This is a genomic window from Tolypothrix bouteillei VB521301 (assembly GCF_000760695.4).
GTDB classification, from domain to species: Bacteria; Cyanobacteriota; Cyanobacteriia; order Cyanobacteriales; family Nostocaceae; genus Scytonema; species Scytonema bouteillei_A.
This window is the reverse complement of the sequence record NZ_JHEG04000001.1, coordinates 1,395,003-1,411,645: the sequence shown is the minus strand read 5'-3', so window position 1 is coordinate 1,411,645 and position 16,643 is coordinate 1,395,003. Positions and strand designations below refer to the sequence as shown.

The window sequence follows — 16,643 nt, the reverse complement described above, 5'->3', positions numbered from 1 at the left end:
TTCCCGTTCCCTTGTAGAACAGCACCAAGCGCAAAACTTGAAGTAATTAGGTTATTGAATGCATGCTACGTTTAATTCTACGGGCGTTCGCTTTGCTCGCAACAAGTATCGCCGTATCTGTTGTCATCAGCTTAGCCACCCTTATTAGCCCTGCTCTAGCAGATACAGCCAAGGTACTGCCTGTTCCCCAACCGTTCTTTCAGGGTAAAATCGGCACCACTTATCCCGAGTCAACACCAGACTTTCCCGCCCCAATCGCTGCACCAGAAAAAGCCCCGAATGTGCTGTTAGTACTGCTTGATGATGTGGGCTTTGGGCAAGCAAGTACCTTTGGTGGACTTGTAGAAACACCAAATCTGACTCGCTTAGCAGAAAGAGGATTGCGTTACAACCAATTCCATACCACAGCCCTTTGTTCCCCTACACGAGCAGCTTTGTTGACTGGACGCAATCATCACTCAGTGAGTACGGGAGTTGTTGAGGAATTAGCAACAGGCTTTCCCGGGTACACAACTATCTTACCTAAGAGTGCTGCTACAGTAGCAGAAATATTGCGGCAAAATGGTTATAATACTGCTGCTTTCGGTAAATGGCACAACACGCCAGATTATGAAACTAGCGCAGCTGGTCCTTTCGATCGCTGGCCAGCAGGGTTGGGATTCGAGTATTTTTACGGTTTTTTAGGTGGTGATACCAATCAATGGAGTCCGGCTTTAGTAGAGAATACTAAACGGGTTGCACCACCAATGAATAACCCCGATTACCATTTGACTTCAGATCTAGTAGATCGTGCGATCGCCTGGATTCGCTCTCAACAATCCATAGCCCCTGATAAACCAACATTCACCTATTTAGCGACTGGTGCTACCCATGCGCCCCACCATGCCCCCAAAGCCTGGATAGACAAATATAAAGGGAAATTTGATGAAGGCTGGGATCGTTTGCGAGAAGAAACCTTTGCCCGTCAAAAACAACTAGGCGTAATTCCGGCTAATGCACAGCTTACACCCCGTCCTAAAGAACTTCCTGCTTGGGATTCCTTATCTAAAGATGAACAAAGAATTTATGCCCATGAAATGGAAGTGTTTGCAGGCTTTTTAGCACAGACTGACTTTGAAGTTGGCAGATTAATTAATGCGATCGACCAAATTGGTGAATTGGATAATACGATTATTTTCTATATTGTTGGAGATAATGGTGCTAGTGCAGAGGGCGGTTTAGCAGGTAGTATCAATGAATTAAGAGTTTTCAATAAAGTACCTGAAAGTCGAGAGCAACTGCTGGCTTCATTGAATGATTTAGGTAGTGCCAAAACCTTTAATCACTATCATGCAGCCTGGGCATGGGCAGGCGCTACCCCTTTTCAATGGACAAAACAAATCGCCTCTCACTTCGGCGGTACTCGTAATCCCTTGATTGTCGCTTGGGGCGAGCGCATTAAAGATCGTGGTGGAATCCGAAGTCAATTCCATCATGTAATCGATATTACTCCCACGATATTAGAGGTTGCAGGAATTACTGTACCGACTGAAGTTAACGGAGTAAAGCAACAGAAACTAGAAGGAACTAGCTTAGCCTACACCTTCGATAATCCTGATGCACCTTCCCATCGTAAAACCCAGTATTTCGAGATGTTTGGCAACCGCGCTATTTACGATCGAGGATGGATAGCCGCCGCTCGTCATCCTCGATTACCTTGGCAAGGTACAATTAATGCTGATTTCCAACAAGACCCTTGGGAACTGTACAACATTGAAGAAGATTTTAGTGAAGCCAATAACCTAGCGGCTGAAAATCCTCAGAAACTGGCAAAACTGCAAGAATTGTTTTTATCACAAGCCCGTCAATATAAAGTTTTGCCATTAGACGATCGCATTTCTGAACGGTTTGATGTCACCAGCCGTCCCTCTCCAGCCTCCGGACAGAAAACTTTTACTTACTATTCTGGTGTAGCACCCATTCCAGAAGGGAGCGCACCAAGTTTGAAAAATAGATCCTTCACCATCACTGCTGATGTGGAGATTCCAGAACGTGGTGCAGAAGGTGTGCTATTAACCCAAGGGGGACGTTTTGCTGGTTGGAGCTTTTTTTTAGAAAAGAGTAAACCGACATATCTCTACAACTTCGTCAATGCAGAACGTTATGTAATTCAATCTTCTGAAAAACTACTTCCAGGGAAATCAACAATCAGATTTGATTTTGATTGCGATGGCGGTGAGGTTGGTGCAGGAGGAACTGGGAAGTTATTTATCAACGATCGACAGGTAGCTGAAGGTCGAATTCAAAAAACTGTACCCTATCGATTGGCATTAGATGAAACCTTTGATGTTGGTCGAGATACAGGTACTCCTGCAAGTGAAACTTATCAAGTTCCATTTGCATTCACAGGTAATTTACAGAAAGTTACCTTGAATTTGAATTAAATCATAAAGAGGTAATACCAATTCTCTAAATTAAAGCGACACATTAACTTTCAGAAATTCCCCTTTTAAGAGTGGCTAGGGGGATCGTCTACTGCCAACATTTGGAGAAACGGTAGAATTCATCAATTACCTCTTTCTTGTGTCATTATCGGAATAAAAAAATATTTTATAACCAGTAAAAAATTAAAAATTTATGCATGAAATTATCCCAGTGCTTGACAAAATAGCCTTTCTAGCATTTGTTGTTGCTACAATGTTTGGAACAGGGTTAAAGTTAACTGTACAACAAATTTGGCAACCTCTTTGTAATGTTCGTTTGGTAACTTTCTCGTTGCTGACCAACTTTGTCTTAGTGCCACTTTTTGTGTATTTACTGCTGCAAGTCATACCTCTTACAGAACCCGTAAAAGATGGTTTAATTGTCATGGCATTAGCATCTGGTCCTCCAGCATTACCCAAACTTGCCCAAATAGTCAAGGGAAATTTAGCTTTTTCTACAGGACTGATGATGTTGTTAATGTTCGGTACAGTCTTTTATATGCCGCTCGTACTACCATTAGTTTTACAAGGCGTACAAGTTAACTCTTGGGATATTGCCAAACCCTTAATATTTCTGATGTTAATCCCCTTGGGAATTGGGTTATTAATTAAGGCAAAATATGAAGCGAACGCTTTTAATATTCAAACAATAGCCTTGAAAATATCTAATTTTGGCTTAATTCTAGGTTTAGTCGTGAGGCTGATAGTACACTTTAACGAGATTATTTTTTTATTAAAAACTGGTGTCATCTTTGTTTGTGCCATTTTTATTGTCTTCTCCTTTACTGTGGGTTATCTTCTAGGCGGTCCTAGTATTGATACCCAGAGAGTACTAGGAGTAGGAACCGCTCAACGCAATTTCGCCGCCGCATTGTTAATAGGTACGAGTAATTTTGAAGATCCAAATGTGGTGAGCGTCATTATGGTAACGAGTTTATTAATGATGGTAATAGTGATGATTTTGGGGCAAAAGTTACCAGCACTTGACCAAGTACAGACTCAAGAGGTCAAACAGGTAGAAGTCTCTTAAAGAAAATCAAAAAAGCATTCTCCGGGTATCAAAGTGATGAGAAAGTTTGTTGTAAAAGTTATGGAACTACAGATGAATGCGGACAACTACTTCAAAGATTTGTCTAGATATGCATAGTTTTCATCTGCCAAAATGCCCTCACTCTCAAAGAATGGGGCTATACAAAATTAGCCCGCAAGGCAAGGGCTAATGGTTTTAGCTCACGCGAGTGGGCTTCTTTTATATAGCTACAGACTTGGAGTCTGTAGGGTTTTTGAGAAATTGGCAAAGGTCTTGTCCCTAGTACTCCCTTTCCACTCTACGTCCAATATAGAATTTTGGCTTTTGGAAAACGTCTTTGAATCTCACTCTCAAAATAGCGGCGTAATGTCTTCATCGCGTCAGCTTCATAAACATACTTGGTTCCACCAAACTTATTGCGTTTAACACTGCGCTTATCTTCATCCATATCTAGCTTTGATTGGGGATACCAAGTTTGCAAAACTTCTTTCGATCCTGGTGTAAAGCGGTGCGAGATCAGTTCAAAAGTGAGGTCGCAATCAAAATCTAACGCTTCACTTATCTGGTCAAACAAGCGCTCGTAAGAAGATTGCCAATCATCTACAAGCATAATTGGTGCAATAACCAAACCAACGGGATAACCGCCACCACCACTCTCTTGTGGTAGGGCTAGCTTTCGCAATGCCATAAGTCGTGACGGTACTGATGCAGTCCCACCCTCAAATCGACCGGAAACAGGAGCAGCATTCACACTCATGCGAAAGCGGGTATGACCGTTATGCGGTATCTCAAGAAGTTTATCCACTGCATCAAACTTGGATACGCAACGTAAATAGGCGCGATCGCGAGTCCCAAAATAACGAATGCATTCAGCAAGGCTACCCGTAAGGTGTTCAATACCCAAGGGATCGGTATAACAGCTTGCTTCATAAGATGTTGCCTTATCCGGTTGCTCGTATCCTGCTAAATTCTCCAATATTTGAGGTAAGTTAGCAAATACGCGAATGACTGGTGGACCTTGCAAACTTCCTGCAAGATAACAGTATTGACAGTGCGCCGGACAACCTTCTGCAATGTGAAATTGCCAATCAGCAGATGGTGGGATGGGGCTAAGCTTGAAGGAACTAGGCGGAGCCGTCACAACTGCAAGAGTACGCTTGGCGATATCATAAGTTTCACGTTCGGATTCACCGCGCAAACCTGTAAGGCGATTTCGCGGTAACTCCTCTATCGGTAAATTATAAGACTGCAGTCGTTGAAGAATTTGCTGTCCCCAAGGTTCATCCAGAGCAGCTGGTGTAAACAAAACTCGTTCTGGCATCCATAATTTCGGTTCTCGCACGGAAGGTGCTTTTGGTGTTGAGACAGTACTTGCAATCATTTCAATGAGGGAGTAGAGAAGACGGGAAAGAAATGAAATATTATTGCGAGGGAATTAATGAAGAGTATTGAATAATAGTTTTCTTTCTGACATATCTCTATTGTAAAGGAGGAAAAATTCATCTTATTTCTACCCTTGGTACGGGTTACCCCAATTAAAAGTAGTAGTTTTGTGTTTTGACTGGTCACGAAATACTGTTAAGTATCTGCCACGTATCTACTGCTGCACTATTCCATCAATAATAAAGCTCGATGCCAACAAGCTGGCTACCAAAACCTTACCTTTGATAAGCAGGTAAAATAGCCAGATATCCCTCTAAGGTGGGATCGAAGAGGTTTAGTAGATTATCTTTATAGGTGTTAGTTAATGCAGGAATTGAGTTATGGATGGAGAAGAATTGTACAGGCGCTATGCTGCTCTTGAGCGAGATTTCTCTGGAGTTGACTTGAGTGGGGCTGTTCTTAGCATTGCTGATATCTGTGACTACGATCCCACTCAGAACGTTCTGAGCGATATTGACCTCAGTGGGGCTAATTTGTCCAGAGCTTGCTTGGCTTATGTTAATTTGACTGGAGCAAATCTGAGCGGTGCTGATTTGACTAAGGCTGAACTGGGTTGTGCCGATTTGTCTAACGCCAACTTGAGAGGTGCTAACCTGGAAATGACTGACTTTACTGCTGTCAACCTCACGAACGCTGATTTGAGGGAAACTCAAATGTCCCTGACCATATTTGACCGTGCTGACTTGACGGGAGCTAATCTCAGTGATGCTTTCTTCCAAGGAGTTAGCGGTGACGACGGAACTCTTTTTCGTAATACCATTATGCCTGATGGCGCTATCATCAACGATGTTTCCAACTGGGTAGACAGCCGTTAGCTCTGGATCTGCTAAGAGAGAAGCAAGAGAAATAACAGGTCCCATGTCGGACTCGATTATCTCCTCAACGTCGTCAGGAATATTTGAAAAGAAGTCGAGTGCTACTAAATCTTCAATTTCACTAACAGTTAACCGCCATGTTTGCCAATTTCTCCATTCGGCTTTGTTTTGTTGTTAATAACAGGGCGATATAGTCCTAATTGATTGAATGGGTGGGGAACTAAAGATTTGCTTAAAAATTGTTTCTAAGTCATATGGTGACTGCAACAGAGCTATTTTTATCAAAAATAGTTATGCTGCTGTTGGGGAATTTTCACCAAAAATTATAATACTGATATATTGCAAACGTACTTCAAAAAAAGCGTTGAAAAATTTTTCTAGTCTGTTTGTTTTTACTAATTTCCAGACAAAAATTTAAAAACTCGTTGCGAAGAAGGCTGCCCCCGTTGCTTTTGCCCCAGTATCTCTTGCTACCACAGCCCTGAAATTAGAGATCGCTACATTGCACTGTTTGCTATATCTGCCCCTTTCTATTTGCGTTTAAGTACGGATCTCGATTTAACCTCTTTTAGGTTAACAAGTAAGCAGCGATCAAAATTTAACAAATGAGCAACAATCAAAAATTTAAATATTTATCTCTTGCGTATTGTGCCTATCTTGCACTGACAATATATTGGCACTTTCACTATATTGGGCCAGTGCAATTTTTGGGAGAAATGCAAATAAGTCTATTTGGTAAGCAGTGGTCATCTGTAAGTTTAATAATCCTTCATATTCCAGTTATATCGTTCATAACTTATTTACGTAATCGAGTTCAAAGCCAAAATCCAGATAAAAACTTTTCTGCTGAGTGGAATGTAATTGATGATTTGACAAAAAACCGACTTCTACAAAATGCGCTTGTGCCGATAATTATTTTAATTATCGGGTTTGTTGTACTGAATATTACATTAGCGCAATCATTCGGCAAAGATATCGGTACGATTAACATCGCTCAACTAACTGACGGAAAAATTGCCGAACACAGTTTTTACGCCAATATTTCAGGCTATCCAGACCCCAATGTGTTAGTAACACAAAAGGGAACTAGTATGCCTAGAGTCTATATTCCATTGAGAGAAAATTCTCAGTCGAACGCCCCGGTTCATCTGATTATTTCATTAGACAAGGGTGATATTGAAGAGTATGTTCACCAAGATCCAAAAAGTGAAACAGTAACGGTGAGTGGATTTGTGACTGAGGGTGGAGAAGGAGTAGTGAAAACCTGGTTAGAAAAGCAAGGAACTGTCATTAGCGACAGTTATTGGACTATCACCCCTAAAGTTAATTTGAGTAGTCGCAGTCGTGCGAAGTATTTTTCGGGATTCATAGCTGTTGCCTTTAGCAGTTATGCTGCTTTTATCTTTTATAGAAATTGCCAAAAACAAACAGCATCACCACATTCAACGCACAGAGGAATATAACAACTGCGTAGCCGTAATAATTGATAATGAAGCACTAGATAAATTCTAGATTTGAGTCAAGGCTGCTAATTCATCTACAGTTTGACTTTGTGTACTTTTGAGTCAATATAACACTTGTAATCTTTCTTTGCTCTGTCCTGTTTTTTTTGAGGATATTAATTCTTTGAGTTCTTCTAAAGATGCTTTAATCTCTATCTTTAACACTCCTGACATCCCTAACTATCCTCTAAAATCATCTATTTGTAGCATGATTCTTTCTATTCCGTATAATAAACAATTCGTTTTCTCCAATCAATTTAATGAGCGGTCTCGAAGAAGCGGTTGGCAGGGCGGGCAAGTCCCAGATTTTCGCGCAGCGTTTTGCCCTCATAATCCTGACGGAAGATCCCACGTCGTTGGAGTTCTGGCACAACCCTGTCAACGAAATCATTCAGTCCTTCAGGAACAAAAGGAAACATGACGTTGAAGCCGTCAGATCCTTCCTCAATGAGCCATTGCTCCATTTCATCGGCGATAGTTTGGGGGGTACCAACAAACGCCAGCCCGCCGTAACCACTGATGCGTTGAGCTAGCTGTCGAATGGTCAGGTTCTCGCGTTGCGCCAGTGCGATCGCTCGTTCTCGCCCGCTCTGGCTGCCGTTGGTGTGCGGGATTTCAGGCAAGGGACCGTCCGGGTCGAAGCCCGAAACGTCGTAGCCAAGTGCGATATTCAGGCTGGCTATTCTACTGTCATAGTGTACTAAGCTATCCAAATGTGTACGCTTGGCATGCGCCTCTGCAACGGTTTCACCTACGATAACCAAAGCACCTGGAAGAATTTTAATGCTTTCTGGATCGCGTCCGATCGCCCGCCCTCGCCCCTTAATATCTGCAAATAACGCCTTGCCTGCCTCCAGATTCCCAGCTGGTGCAAACACAACCTCAGCAGTTTCGGCAGCTAACTGCCGTCCTGCTTCAGAGGCTCCCGCCTGAACTATGACTGGCCACCCCTGAACAGGTCTAGCAATATTCAATGGTCCCCGCACCGAAAAATATTTTCCCTTATGACCCAGAATGTGAAGTTTTGCGGGATCGAAATAAATCCCCGATCCCACGTCCTGGATGAACGCATCGTCAGCGAAGGAATCCCAAAGACCTGTTACGACATCATAAAATTCCCTAGCTCTGACGTAGCGTTCGTCATGCTCTAACTCTTCTTCCAAGCCGAAGTTGAGGGCTGCATCTGGATTGTATGTGGTAACGATGTTCCATCCGGCGCGACCGCCACTAATATGGTCAACAGACGCGAAGCGGCGAGCAACGTGGAAAGGCTGGTCATAGGTTGTGGAAGCGCTGGCTATCAACCCGATATGTTCGGTGACGCTTGCGAGAGCAGAAAGCAGGGTAAAAGGCTCGAACGAAGTGACGGTGTGGCTGCGCTTGAGCGCGTCGATCGGCATATTGAGAACCGCCAAGTGATCGGCCATGAAGAATGCATCAAATTTGCCCTGCTCTAGTTTCTGGATAAAACGTTTCAGCGCTGGGAAGTTGAAATTGGCATCAGGCAAAGCTCCAGGATAGCGCCAAGCGCCTGTATGTATGCTAACGGGACGCATGAAAGCGCCCAGTTTCAACTGCTTCTTACTGCTCATTAGCCCTCCTCAGGCATGGTCTAGCCTGCGTGTTATACTCCTACTTTTTTCACACAACGGGTATTTTTGCCACCTTCTTGACATTTTTCAAAAGTAATTTTCTTATTAACAATTTCTTGAATTGTGGTTAACGCCTTCTCTTGAACTGGTTTTGGAACCATCGTGCCAAAATTCCCTAACTTTAGTATATCTGATTTTTCTAAACCTATCGTGTAAATTTGACCTTTAAGTTGATTTTGTTTTGCTAGTTCTGCTAAAAAAGCTATTGCTAAATCCAACCGTTTAACAGCACTTGTCAAAACAGCTTTTGGTGCAACTTCTAACTGATCTAGAGTGTTACCAAAAGCATAAACTCCTTTTTCACTAGCTGTTTGCAGGACAGCAGGTGAGGCATTGTCCAACCACTGATAGATAACATCAGCACCGGAAGAAATAATTGCAACAGTTGCTTCTTTTGCTTTAGCAACATCATTCCAATCGCCTGTAAATGTAGAGCTAATTTTAATATTGGGTTTGACGGATTTTGCCCCCAATTCAAAACCACGAAATTCTTGTTGAGTTGCTTCAAATTCTTGTCCTGCAATATATGCTAACTTATTAGATTTCGTCATTAATGCACCGATAATTCCACAGACGTAGCTTGCTTGGAGGTGATCTATTCTCAAAGAAGCTATGTTGGTACCGCTAACAGCTCCATTGACACCAAGAAAAAAGGTTTTGGGAAACTTGGGTGCAACCTGTTTAATTGCCGCATCAAATTGACCTCCATGAGCAACAATCAGGTTATACCCCCGACGTGCAAAATCTGAAAGTGCTTCTGTTTGGTCTGCTTGTGGAACTTGTTCAACATAAGCCGTTTCCGCACCCAGTTTTTGTTTGGCTAGCTGTAAGCCCTCATAACCAGATTGGTTCCAGGCTTTATCTGCGATCGCTCCAGGAAGTGCGATCGCCATCTTAAATCCTCCACTATCTCCTGTGTTTGCTGTATTATTACTGCAAGCTTTCAATAATAAACTAGTGCTTAAGGTAGCTGAACTGTATAAAAAAAACTGACGCCTGCTAAAGTTTGCCGTCATAGATATACTCTCACGAGGTATAAAGTATAAAGAATAAAGGAGAAAGCCACAATTTTCCATCTAACGTAACGATCCATGACAACATCAAAGACAGTTCAGCAGTTACAGGCTCAATGGATAACCCCTGAGAACTTTCGCCGCTACGGACAAGTGATTTTTCCCAGCCAAGACGGGAAACACTTTGATGGAGAAGATGCTCAATTGCTATTAGATAAAGGCATCCCACGCTTTTATATCATGCAATTGCAAAGTAGAGGGCGGAAATTTCATAAAATCACCCGCCACGTTCAATGCACTCAATGCTTGGGTTCATTGGAAGGAAAAGATTGGTTGATGGGAGTTTGTCCTCCTAAGAATAGTGCGAACGAACCAGTCTTAGAGGATATTGCAGCTTTTCGTATCCCAGGAAATTGCTTTATAAAGTTAGAAGTAGGAACTTGGCATGCCGGACCTTACTTTGAACATGAAGTTGTAAATTTTTATAATTTAGAATTGAGCGATACCAATGTTGTAGACCATTTCACTCACGATTTTCTCAAGAGTCATAATGTGGAATTCGAGATGGTGTAATTTTGAATGCACCGTAAAAGATTGCTTAAATTCTGTTTTGAGAAGCACTTTCCTCAAGAACTGAATAAAAGCAGCATAGAAATATATAAAAAAATACACGCGTGCTAAGCTCCTCGCCATATATAAAGTGAGCCCTTAACTCCGTTGAGGGAGTTGGGCTGAAGGTGAGGGGGAGCGTTCCCGCCACTGCATCAAACGACTTGTAAAATCATGGAATGAAATCTTTGCCTTGTCTCAGCTTTTAGATATCGCTCTTGTAAAGGTTGCCATTGCTGCCATAACTGATAGCGATTCTCTGCTAGCAAACCTGCAAGTGCGGGTAACTGAGTTTGAACATCAGATTTCAAAGCATGACCGAGCCATCCTGCCAAAACAACGCTATCTTGCATTCCCCCCAAAATTTCTTGAATGCTTTTGATGTCTTGCATATACGCCGTGTAAGGCTCATCATATATGTCAGTAAATAGTTCCATCTGGTAGCGCAGGCGTTTGGCTTGTTTCCGCAAACTGTGAAGAGTTTCCCCATTGTCTGCCAATTGTTGCTCTACTTTTGCTGCTTTCAAATTTTTGGAAATAACAATTTCTGTTTCCTCTAACTGTGTTCCAATCAGCCATCCCGGATGCAACAAAAATTCACTAATTTCGGGCAAAAGTAAATCTGGTAACACTTGCTCAATTGCCATACATCCAAGTGGTTGATATATTGGTTCTTCTAACCACTCTTGCAATTTCTCTTTGAGAGACTTGTAACGTTCATCTTTTAAAGTTGCTTTTACGTCAGAGACAGCATTCTCACGTTGTTTGCCCAACACATCCAAAGCAGTTTGCAATTGTTCCTGTTCTTTCCGAGGTAAACGCGGTTGATACAGATTTTCCAAAGTTTCTTTAAGCACATCCAAATCTCTAAGATTGCCCAAGCAACGTGCTATTTTCCCAATATTTTTATTGCTAGCTGCTTTTGGCAAATCTAAAGCCGGAGCAAAGCTAGTTACACTAGTACGCAAGCGCCGCATTCCTACTCTCATTTGATGCAATGCTTCGGGATCTTTATCTTTTTTAACTGCTGATTCCCACTTTACGGTTTTCTTCAAATGTTTTTGAAGGGCTGAATGAGCACAATTTCCTAGAGTTTTTTTTAGTTTCGGTTTTGAAGCTAATGTCATAGTAGTTGATACACCTACAATACCAATATTTGATTGCACGAAATTATTGAATAGTATCATTTAGTTAAAAATGTACATAGTGCTTTGATAGCCGAGCCTATTATTTCTTTAGATTTTTTTAACGTATATTTTAGCTTTTTCTATTACTTTAGTGTCTTTTTCTATCAGTTGTACTCATCCATATGAAAGATTCTTAAGTTTATTCAACTACTTTATTGATTTGTGGCTTAATTAGGACTTCTACCAATTCCCGCGTATCTTTGAGACAAATGCGATTCTCCCAACCTCCTTTTATTTATAGGTACTAGGGGGCTCGTTGTGTAGCGATCGTTTGGTGAAATGGTATTACATATAGCTCACCTTTTTAAGGTGGTTTGGGAATCTACAACGCGTAGAAGCTCCACAATACCGTTGATATTGGGTAAGACCCATTCTTATAAAAAGCTTACGGTAAATACTGATGCTATAGTTGTACAGGCAACAACAAAACCTTTGAAGACCGCTCGATTCATGTAAAATGCAAAATACACCTTCTTTGATACATCAGGTCCTGCTCGCATTCAGTAACAATAACTTTACAAAACATAGAGACGATCTTTCTGCGGTTCTATTTACGAAAGAAAAATATCTATGGCTGGGTTCAGATGAAACCTCAACTCTTGAGCGTCTCTCTTTAAAAGAAAATAATCAATTTGGAGAACACAAACAATTTCGGGTGGCAAATTTTATAAATTTACCAGCGCCAGAAGAAGAAGAGATCGATATAGAAGGGCTTGCTCTTAACGAACATTATTTATGGCTTGTTGGTTCTCATAGCTATAAACGCAAAAAACCCAAGCTTGATAAATCAGAGGAAAAAAATATTAAAAGACTGGCCAAAGTTGAATCAGAACCTAATAGATATTTCATAGGACGTATTCCCTATATAGATGGAGAATTATTTACATCCCATCCTCACCCTACAGAACCCCAGAAAATATTGTCTGCAGCCAAATTGGAAGTCACTAAAAACGGTAACTTGCTAATGGAAGCACTAGTCAACGATTCCCATTTAGGCTTTTTTGTGCAAGCAGCAATTCCTGGAAAAGACAATGGTTTTGATGTTGAGGGAATCACTGTTTATCAAAATAAAATTTTTTTGGGTTTGCGCGGTCCCGTATTGCGGGGCTGGGCGATCGTTCTAGAAATAGAATTAGAAGACTCTAGCCCCGGACTGATGAAATTAAAAAAAATCGGAGAAGAAGGACAGAGGTATAAAAAGTACTTCCTTTCTTTAAATGGTTTGGGAATAAGAGATATCTTTTTTAACGGTCAAGAGTTTATTATCTTAGCAGGACCTACTATGGATTTAGATGGTCCCGTACAAGTGTATAGTTGGAAAAATGATGGAAATTTGCAAGACAATATCTTGCATTATCCAAAACTTGTACTTGATATTCCATATGGCAATAGAGACGACCACGCAGAAGGAATAACTCCATATCAAGATATCACTGGGGTTCCTTCATTACTGGTAGTTTATGACTCTCCCAGTAAAAAGCGGCTGGTGGGCGAGACAGGCGTGATGGCAGATGTATTTAAGTTAGAGGCTACAAGTTAGTTGATATTGCTTGTACCGGACAAGTGGGAATACACTGTTCGCAAACAATACAGCGCGATCGCGTAAATGTCAGCTTGTAACTATGTGTGTCTAGGTTCAGGGCTTCTGTGGGACAGACGCCCGTACACAAACCGCAATGAACGCACAAGTCTTCATCAATTATGATTTCTCCTAATGCCTGAGAAACATTGATATTTTGCGATCGCATCCACTCTATTGCTGCATCCAATTCATCAATATCGCCAGACAGTTCCACTACCAATTTACCAATTTGGTTGGGAGCGACTTGAGCGCGGATGATATTTGCTGCGACATTAAAGTCTCGCGCCAATCGGTAAGTAACTGGCATTTGAACGACACGTCTGGGAAAAGACAGGGTAACTCGTTTTTTCACGTTTTTTTCTAGTAATTTTTGCAAATAAATAGCACTGACTCTATTCTAGAAGTACCGTTTTGCTAACTAAACGCCCCAAACAACAAGTTAAACTGAAGATACTGGCACTTAATAAGTTTTAATAATTTTATTATGAGTACGGAATCACCTGTTAACTCAAAAGAAAAATCTGAATTCCCTCTCGGACAGCGCTTGCGTAACTTCTTAGTTGCAATAGTCGCGATCGCTCTTAGCGTTGCTCTGGTGTTGGGACTGAAGACAGAGACAACCTCCGCTTCTTTAACTCAGTTAGACGAACAGTCCACACCTTTGGAAGTCGCGTTAACCAACAACAAACCCTCATTTGTAGAATTTTACGCGAACTGGTGTACTGTCTGTCAAAAAATGGCACCAGATATTGCACAGCTAGAACAAGAGTATGCTGGCAAAGTTAATTTTGTCATGCTGAACGTAGATAATACCAAGTGGTTGCCAGAAATGTTGAAGTACCGGGTGGATGGTATCCCTCACTTCGTCTACCTGAGTAAAAATGGCGAACCTCTTACACAGGCGATTGGCGATCAACCTCGTACAATATTATCAAGCAATTTAGAAGCTTTAGTTGCCGATTCTCCTCTGCCATATGCTCAAGCAAGTGGCAAAATTTCCCAGTTTTCCGCACCAGTCGCACCAACAAACACTCAAGACGATCCCCGCAGTCACGGAAGTCAAGTTGTTAAATAAACTACTGTTCGAGGAAAAAACTAAATTAAGGTGCAATCATTTGTAAATTGGGAATTTCTAGGAAGTCTTTGATGTTGTGAGTGACTAGCGGTAAGTCGTAACGTAGAGCCGTTGCAGCAATCCAGGCGTCTTGGGGTGAAATCGGTCTTCCCGCGTTTTGTCGATAGGCACAAACCTGTGCCCATTCTCGACAAAGCGGTCGATCCACTGGAATAATAAGGTAATTCGATAGGTATTGTTCTAACTGGGTGAGACGACGCTCTCCCCACTGACGCAAGATTGCCCACTGAAACAGTTCAGCGACGCTCATGAATGACAATGCCAATTCCTGACCACTCAAAAGTGGTAGGTAAGGGTCGGCATAATTACTACCTTTAAGGATGAAGGAAGCAATGTCAGTATCAATCAGAAAAAGACTCATGGTAGTTTAGTTAGATTGCTTCTTGGCGCTGTTGTCGCAGGAAAGCGAGAAAATCTTCAATAGAGTCTTCTTCAGGCCAAAAATCGGCAGCAAGGTTTTTGAGGTTATCAACAGTTGTGGGAGGATGCTTGGCAAGTAGTTGCTTCAGTGTTGTACCTTGGAAAAACTGGGTACTAAGGGTTTTAAGATCGGGTTGAGAATTTGAGGATGAATTGCTTTGGGTAAGGATTTGCAGCAGTTGTTGGCGTTCTGTAGATGAGAGTAGTTGGATGGCAGCAATTACGGCTTCAAATTGTGGAGTCATAGTGTAGTTTTGTGGTTGTCTGCTTCTATGTTATTTGAACTCAATCAATTCACAAGCCTTATCTCTTTATTCCTGCTGTGACTCCAAAATCCCGCTACGAATTATTAATTGAGGCCAAATCAGTAAGAAAAATCCCATCCATACTAAGATGGGTATACTGACGAAAATAGTAAACCAAATAGTTTTAAATAATACCCAACTGCCACCAATCAAAGTCACACCTGTTAGAAGAATGGACCATGGTTGACACCACCAAGGTTTGTATTTCCAAGGATTGATAGAGTTTTGCTCAGACATTGTAAAAAATTAATTAAGACCACGAATTTTAATTTTACAATACTACTCCCTTGTCAGCCTTAGATAGCAAACTGTACTGCATTTAGAAGAACGATCGCATTCTTCAATCTATCCAAAAGCGATCGTGTGCCAAAATTATGAAGTGTCAATAGAGACCAATCATACCATGTTAGGAAAGTTACTAGATGGGCGTTATAGAATTGTCCGCGTTCTTAGCGCTGGGGGATTTGGTGAAACCTATATTGCTGAAGATACAAGAAGAGTGGGCAACCCTATGTGTGTTGTCAAACGCCTGAAACCCGCTAGTAACGATTCCAACTACTTGGAAACTGCCAGACGGTTATTCTACAGTGAAGCGGAAACCCTGGAAAAGCTAGGTGACCATAACCAAATTCCCAGATCGTTGGCTTACTTTGAAGAAGACGAAGAATTCTACTTGGTACAAGATTTTATTGACGGGCTACCACTGAGCGCCGAATTGCAAACCAATCAACGTTGGACCGAATCTCAAGTTATCGAATTCTTAAAAGATGTTTTGAGTATCTTAGAATTCGTTCACAGCTATGGAGTTATCCACCGCGATATTAAACCTGATAACTTAATCAGACGGCATAGAGATGGCAAATTAGTATTAATTGACTTTGGTGCTGTTAAGCAAGTGCAAACGCAACTAGCAACAAGTCAAACTCAAATGCCTCCCACCGTTGCTATTGGTACTCCCGGCTATATGCCAGCTGAGCAAGCACAAGGTAGACCACGCCCAAATAGTGACATATATGCTTTAGGTATTATTGGCATTCAAGCCCTAACAGGGTTGTATCCAACTCAACTACAGGTAGATCCCAACACAGAAGAAATTGTTTGGAAACACCAAGCTCAGGTTAGCGAAAGATTGACAGAAGTTCTCAGTAGAATGGTATGCTACGACTGTAGAAAAGACCGCTACCAATCAGCGACGGAAGTTCTACAAGTCCTGCAATATCTAGCAAATCCTTTCCCACCAACACAACCTGTAGTTAGCTACGAATATCAGTCAAAGAGGGAGACAAACCGTCCCAACTATACCCCAGCGCCACCAAGAAATCTTTCTCAGAGAAGACTTACTTCCACGCCACAGATTCAAGTTTCATCTGAGAGACTGCAACAGGTGGCAAAAATTGGACTTATTCCTTTCATTGTGCTGCCAATTGTATTTCTTTTGTGGGGTCTGTTTGTAAGATAGTGATACCAGATATATGGAAGTTAATTAAT

General features: G+C 41.6%; 16 protein-coding genes. 8 read left to right on the top strand and 8 right to left on the bottom strand.

The features are described 5' to 3' along the window. The first annotated feature begins 62 nt into the window (after window positions 1-62). Together HC643_RS05550 and HC643_RS05545 are read left to right on the top strand one after the other, a co-directional pair. A complete protein-coding gene (locus HC643_RS05550) occupies window positions 63-2,423 on the top strand; it encodes an arylsulfatase (RefSeq protein ID WP_038088920.1) in 2,361 nt (786 codons plus the stop codon). Window positions 2,424-2,616: 193 nt separating this feature from the next. Next, the gene (locus tag HC643_RS05545) at window positions 2,617-3,492 is read left to right on the top strand and encodes a bile acid:sodium symporter family protein (RefSeq protein ID WP_038088923.1); all 876 of its coding nucleotides are present in this window, start codon (window positions 2,617-2,619) and stop codon (window positions 3,490-3,492) included. Window positions 3,493-3,790: 298 nt separating this feature from the next. On the opposite strand, the gene HC643_RS05540 is transcribed toward HC643_RS05545, so the two are convergent. Continuing rightward, complete coding sequence (locus HC643_RS05540) at window positions 3,791-4,873, bottom strand: spore photoproduct lyase family protein (protein ID WP_050046392.1); 1,083 nt, start codon at window positions 4,871-4,873, stop codon at window positions 3,791-3,793. Window positions 4,874-5,255: 382 nt separating this feature from the next. Between HC643_RS05540 and HC643_RS05535 the strand changes: the two genes are divergently transcribed. Together HC643_RS05535 and HC643_RS05530 are read left to right on the top strand one after the other, a co-directional pair. Beyond that, window positions 5,256-5,750 (top strand): pentapeptide repeat-containing protein, encoded by a 495-nt coding sequence (locus tag HC643_RS05535; protein ID WP_050046393.1) that lies wholly within the window; start codon window positions 5,256-5,258, stop codon window positions 5,748-5,750. A 605-nt stretch (window positions 5,751-6,355) separates the two neighbouring features. Beyond that, a complete protein-coding gene (locus HC643_RS05530; RefSeq protein WP_038088928.1) occupies window positions 6,356-7,213 on the top strand; it encodes a hypothetical protein in 858 nt (285 codons plus the stop codon). A gap of 296 nt (window positions 7,214-7,509) precedes the next feature. Here the strand turns inward: HC643_RS05530 and HC643_RS05525 are convergent, their stop codons facing one another. After that, window positions 7,510-8,844 carry an LLM class flavin-dependent oxidoreductase gene (locus HC643_RS05525; RefSeq protein ID WP_038088930.1) on the bottom strand — a complete coding sequence of 445 codons (1,335 nt, stop codon included), beginning with the start codon at window positions 8,842-8,844 and terminating at the stop codon, window positions 7,510-7,512. 32 nt (window positions 8,845-8,876) lie between these two features. Continuing rightward, window positions 8,877-9,920, bottom strand: a complete 1,044-nt coding sequence (locus tag HC643_RS05520) for a BMP family protein (RefSeq protein WP_038088932.1) — start codon at window positions 9,918-9,920, stop codon at window positions 8,877-8,879. A gap of 75 nt (window positions 9,921-9,995) precedes the next feature. Between HC643_RS05520 and HC643_RS05515 the strand changes: the two genes are divergently transcribed. Beyond that, window positions 9,996-10,490, top strand: a complete 495-nt coding sequence (locus tag HC643_RS05515; protein WP_038088935.1) for an ureidoglycolate lyase — start codon at window positions 9,996-9,998, stop codon at window positions 10,488-10,490. Window positions 10,491-10,681: 191 nt separating this feature from the next. On the opposite strand, the gene HC643_RS05510 is transcribed toward HC643_RS05515, so the two are convergent. After that, entirely contained in the window at window positions 10,682-11,653 is a 972-nt protein-coding gene (locus HC643_RS05510; protein ID WP_038088938.1) for a CHAD domain-containing protein, read from the bottom strand. Window positions 11,654-12,170: 517 nt separating this feature from the next. Between HC643_RS05510 and HC643_RS05505 the strand changes: the two genes are divergently transcribed. Next, window positions 12,171-13,253 (top strand): DUF3616 domain-containing protein, encoded by a 1,083-nt coding sequence (locus HC643_RS05505; RefSeq protein ID WP_038088941.1) that lies wholly within the window; start codon window positions 12,171-12,173, stop codon window positions 13,251-13,253. On the opposite strand, the gene HC643_RS05500 is transcribed toward HC643_RS05505, so the two are convergent. Beyond that, window positions 13,243-13,647, bottom strand: a complete 405-nt coding sequence (locus HC643_RS05500; protein ID WP_038089079.1) for an NIL domain-containing protein — start codon at window positions 13,645-13,647, stop codon at window positions 13,243-13,245. The genes HC643_RS05505 and HC643_RS05500 overlap by 11 nt on opposite strands. Window positions 13,648-13,779: 132 nt before the next feature. On the opposite strand from HC643_RS05500, the gene HC643_RS05495 reads away from it, so the two are divergent. Beyond that, window positions 13,780-14,370, top strand: a complete 591-nt coding sequence (locus tag HC643_RS05495; protein WP_038088944.1) for a thioredoxin family protein — start codon at window positions 13,780-13,782, stop codon at window positions 14,368-14,370. A 25-nt stretch (window positions 14,371-14,395) separates the two neighbouring features. Here the strand turns inward: HC643_RS05495 and HC643_RS05490 are convergent, their stop codons facing one another. The 3 genes from HC643_RS05490 to HC643_RS05480 form a co-directional block, all read right to left on the bottom strand. Then, window positions 14,396-14,791: a type II toxin-antitoxin system VapC family toxin gene (locus HC643_RS05490; RefSeq protein ID WP_038088947.1), complete on the bottom strand. Its 396-nt coding sequence runs from the start codon at window positions 14,789-14,791 to the stop codon at window positions 14,396-14,398. A 10-nt stretch (window positions 14,792-14,801) separates the two neighbouring features. Then, complete coding sequence (locus tag HC643_RS05485; RefSeq protein ID WP_038088950.1) at window positions 14,802-15,095, bottom strand: hypothetical protein; 294 nt, start codon at window positions 15,093-15,095, stop codon at window positions 14,802-14,804. A gap of 66 nt (window positions 15,096-15,161) precedes the next feature. Further along, a complete protein-coding gene (locus tag HC643_RS05480; protein ID WP_050046395.1) occupies window positions 15,162-15,392 on the bottom strand; it encodes a DUF6737 family protein in 231 nt (76 codons plus the stop codon). 166 nt (window positions 15,393-15,558) lie between these two features. On the opposite strand from HC643_RS05480, the gene HC643_RS05475 reads away from it, so the two are divergent. Further along, window positions 15,559-16,614: a serine/threonine-protein kinase gene (locus HC643_RS05475; RefSeq protein ID WP_082051817.1), complete on the top strand. Its 1,056-nt coding sequence runs from the start codon at window positions 15,559-15,561 to the stop codon at window positions 16,612-16,614. Window positions 16,615-16,643: the final 29 nt, after the last annotated feature.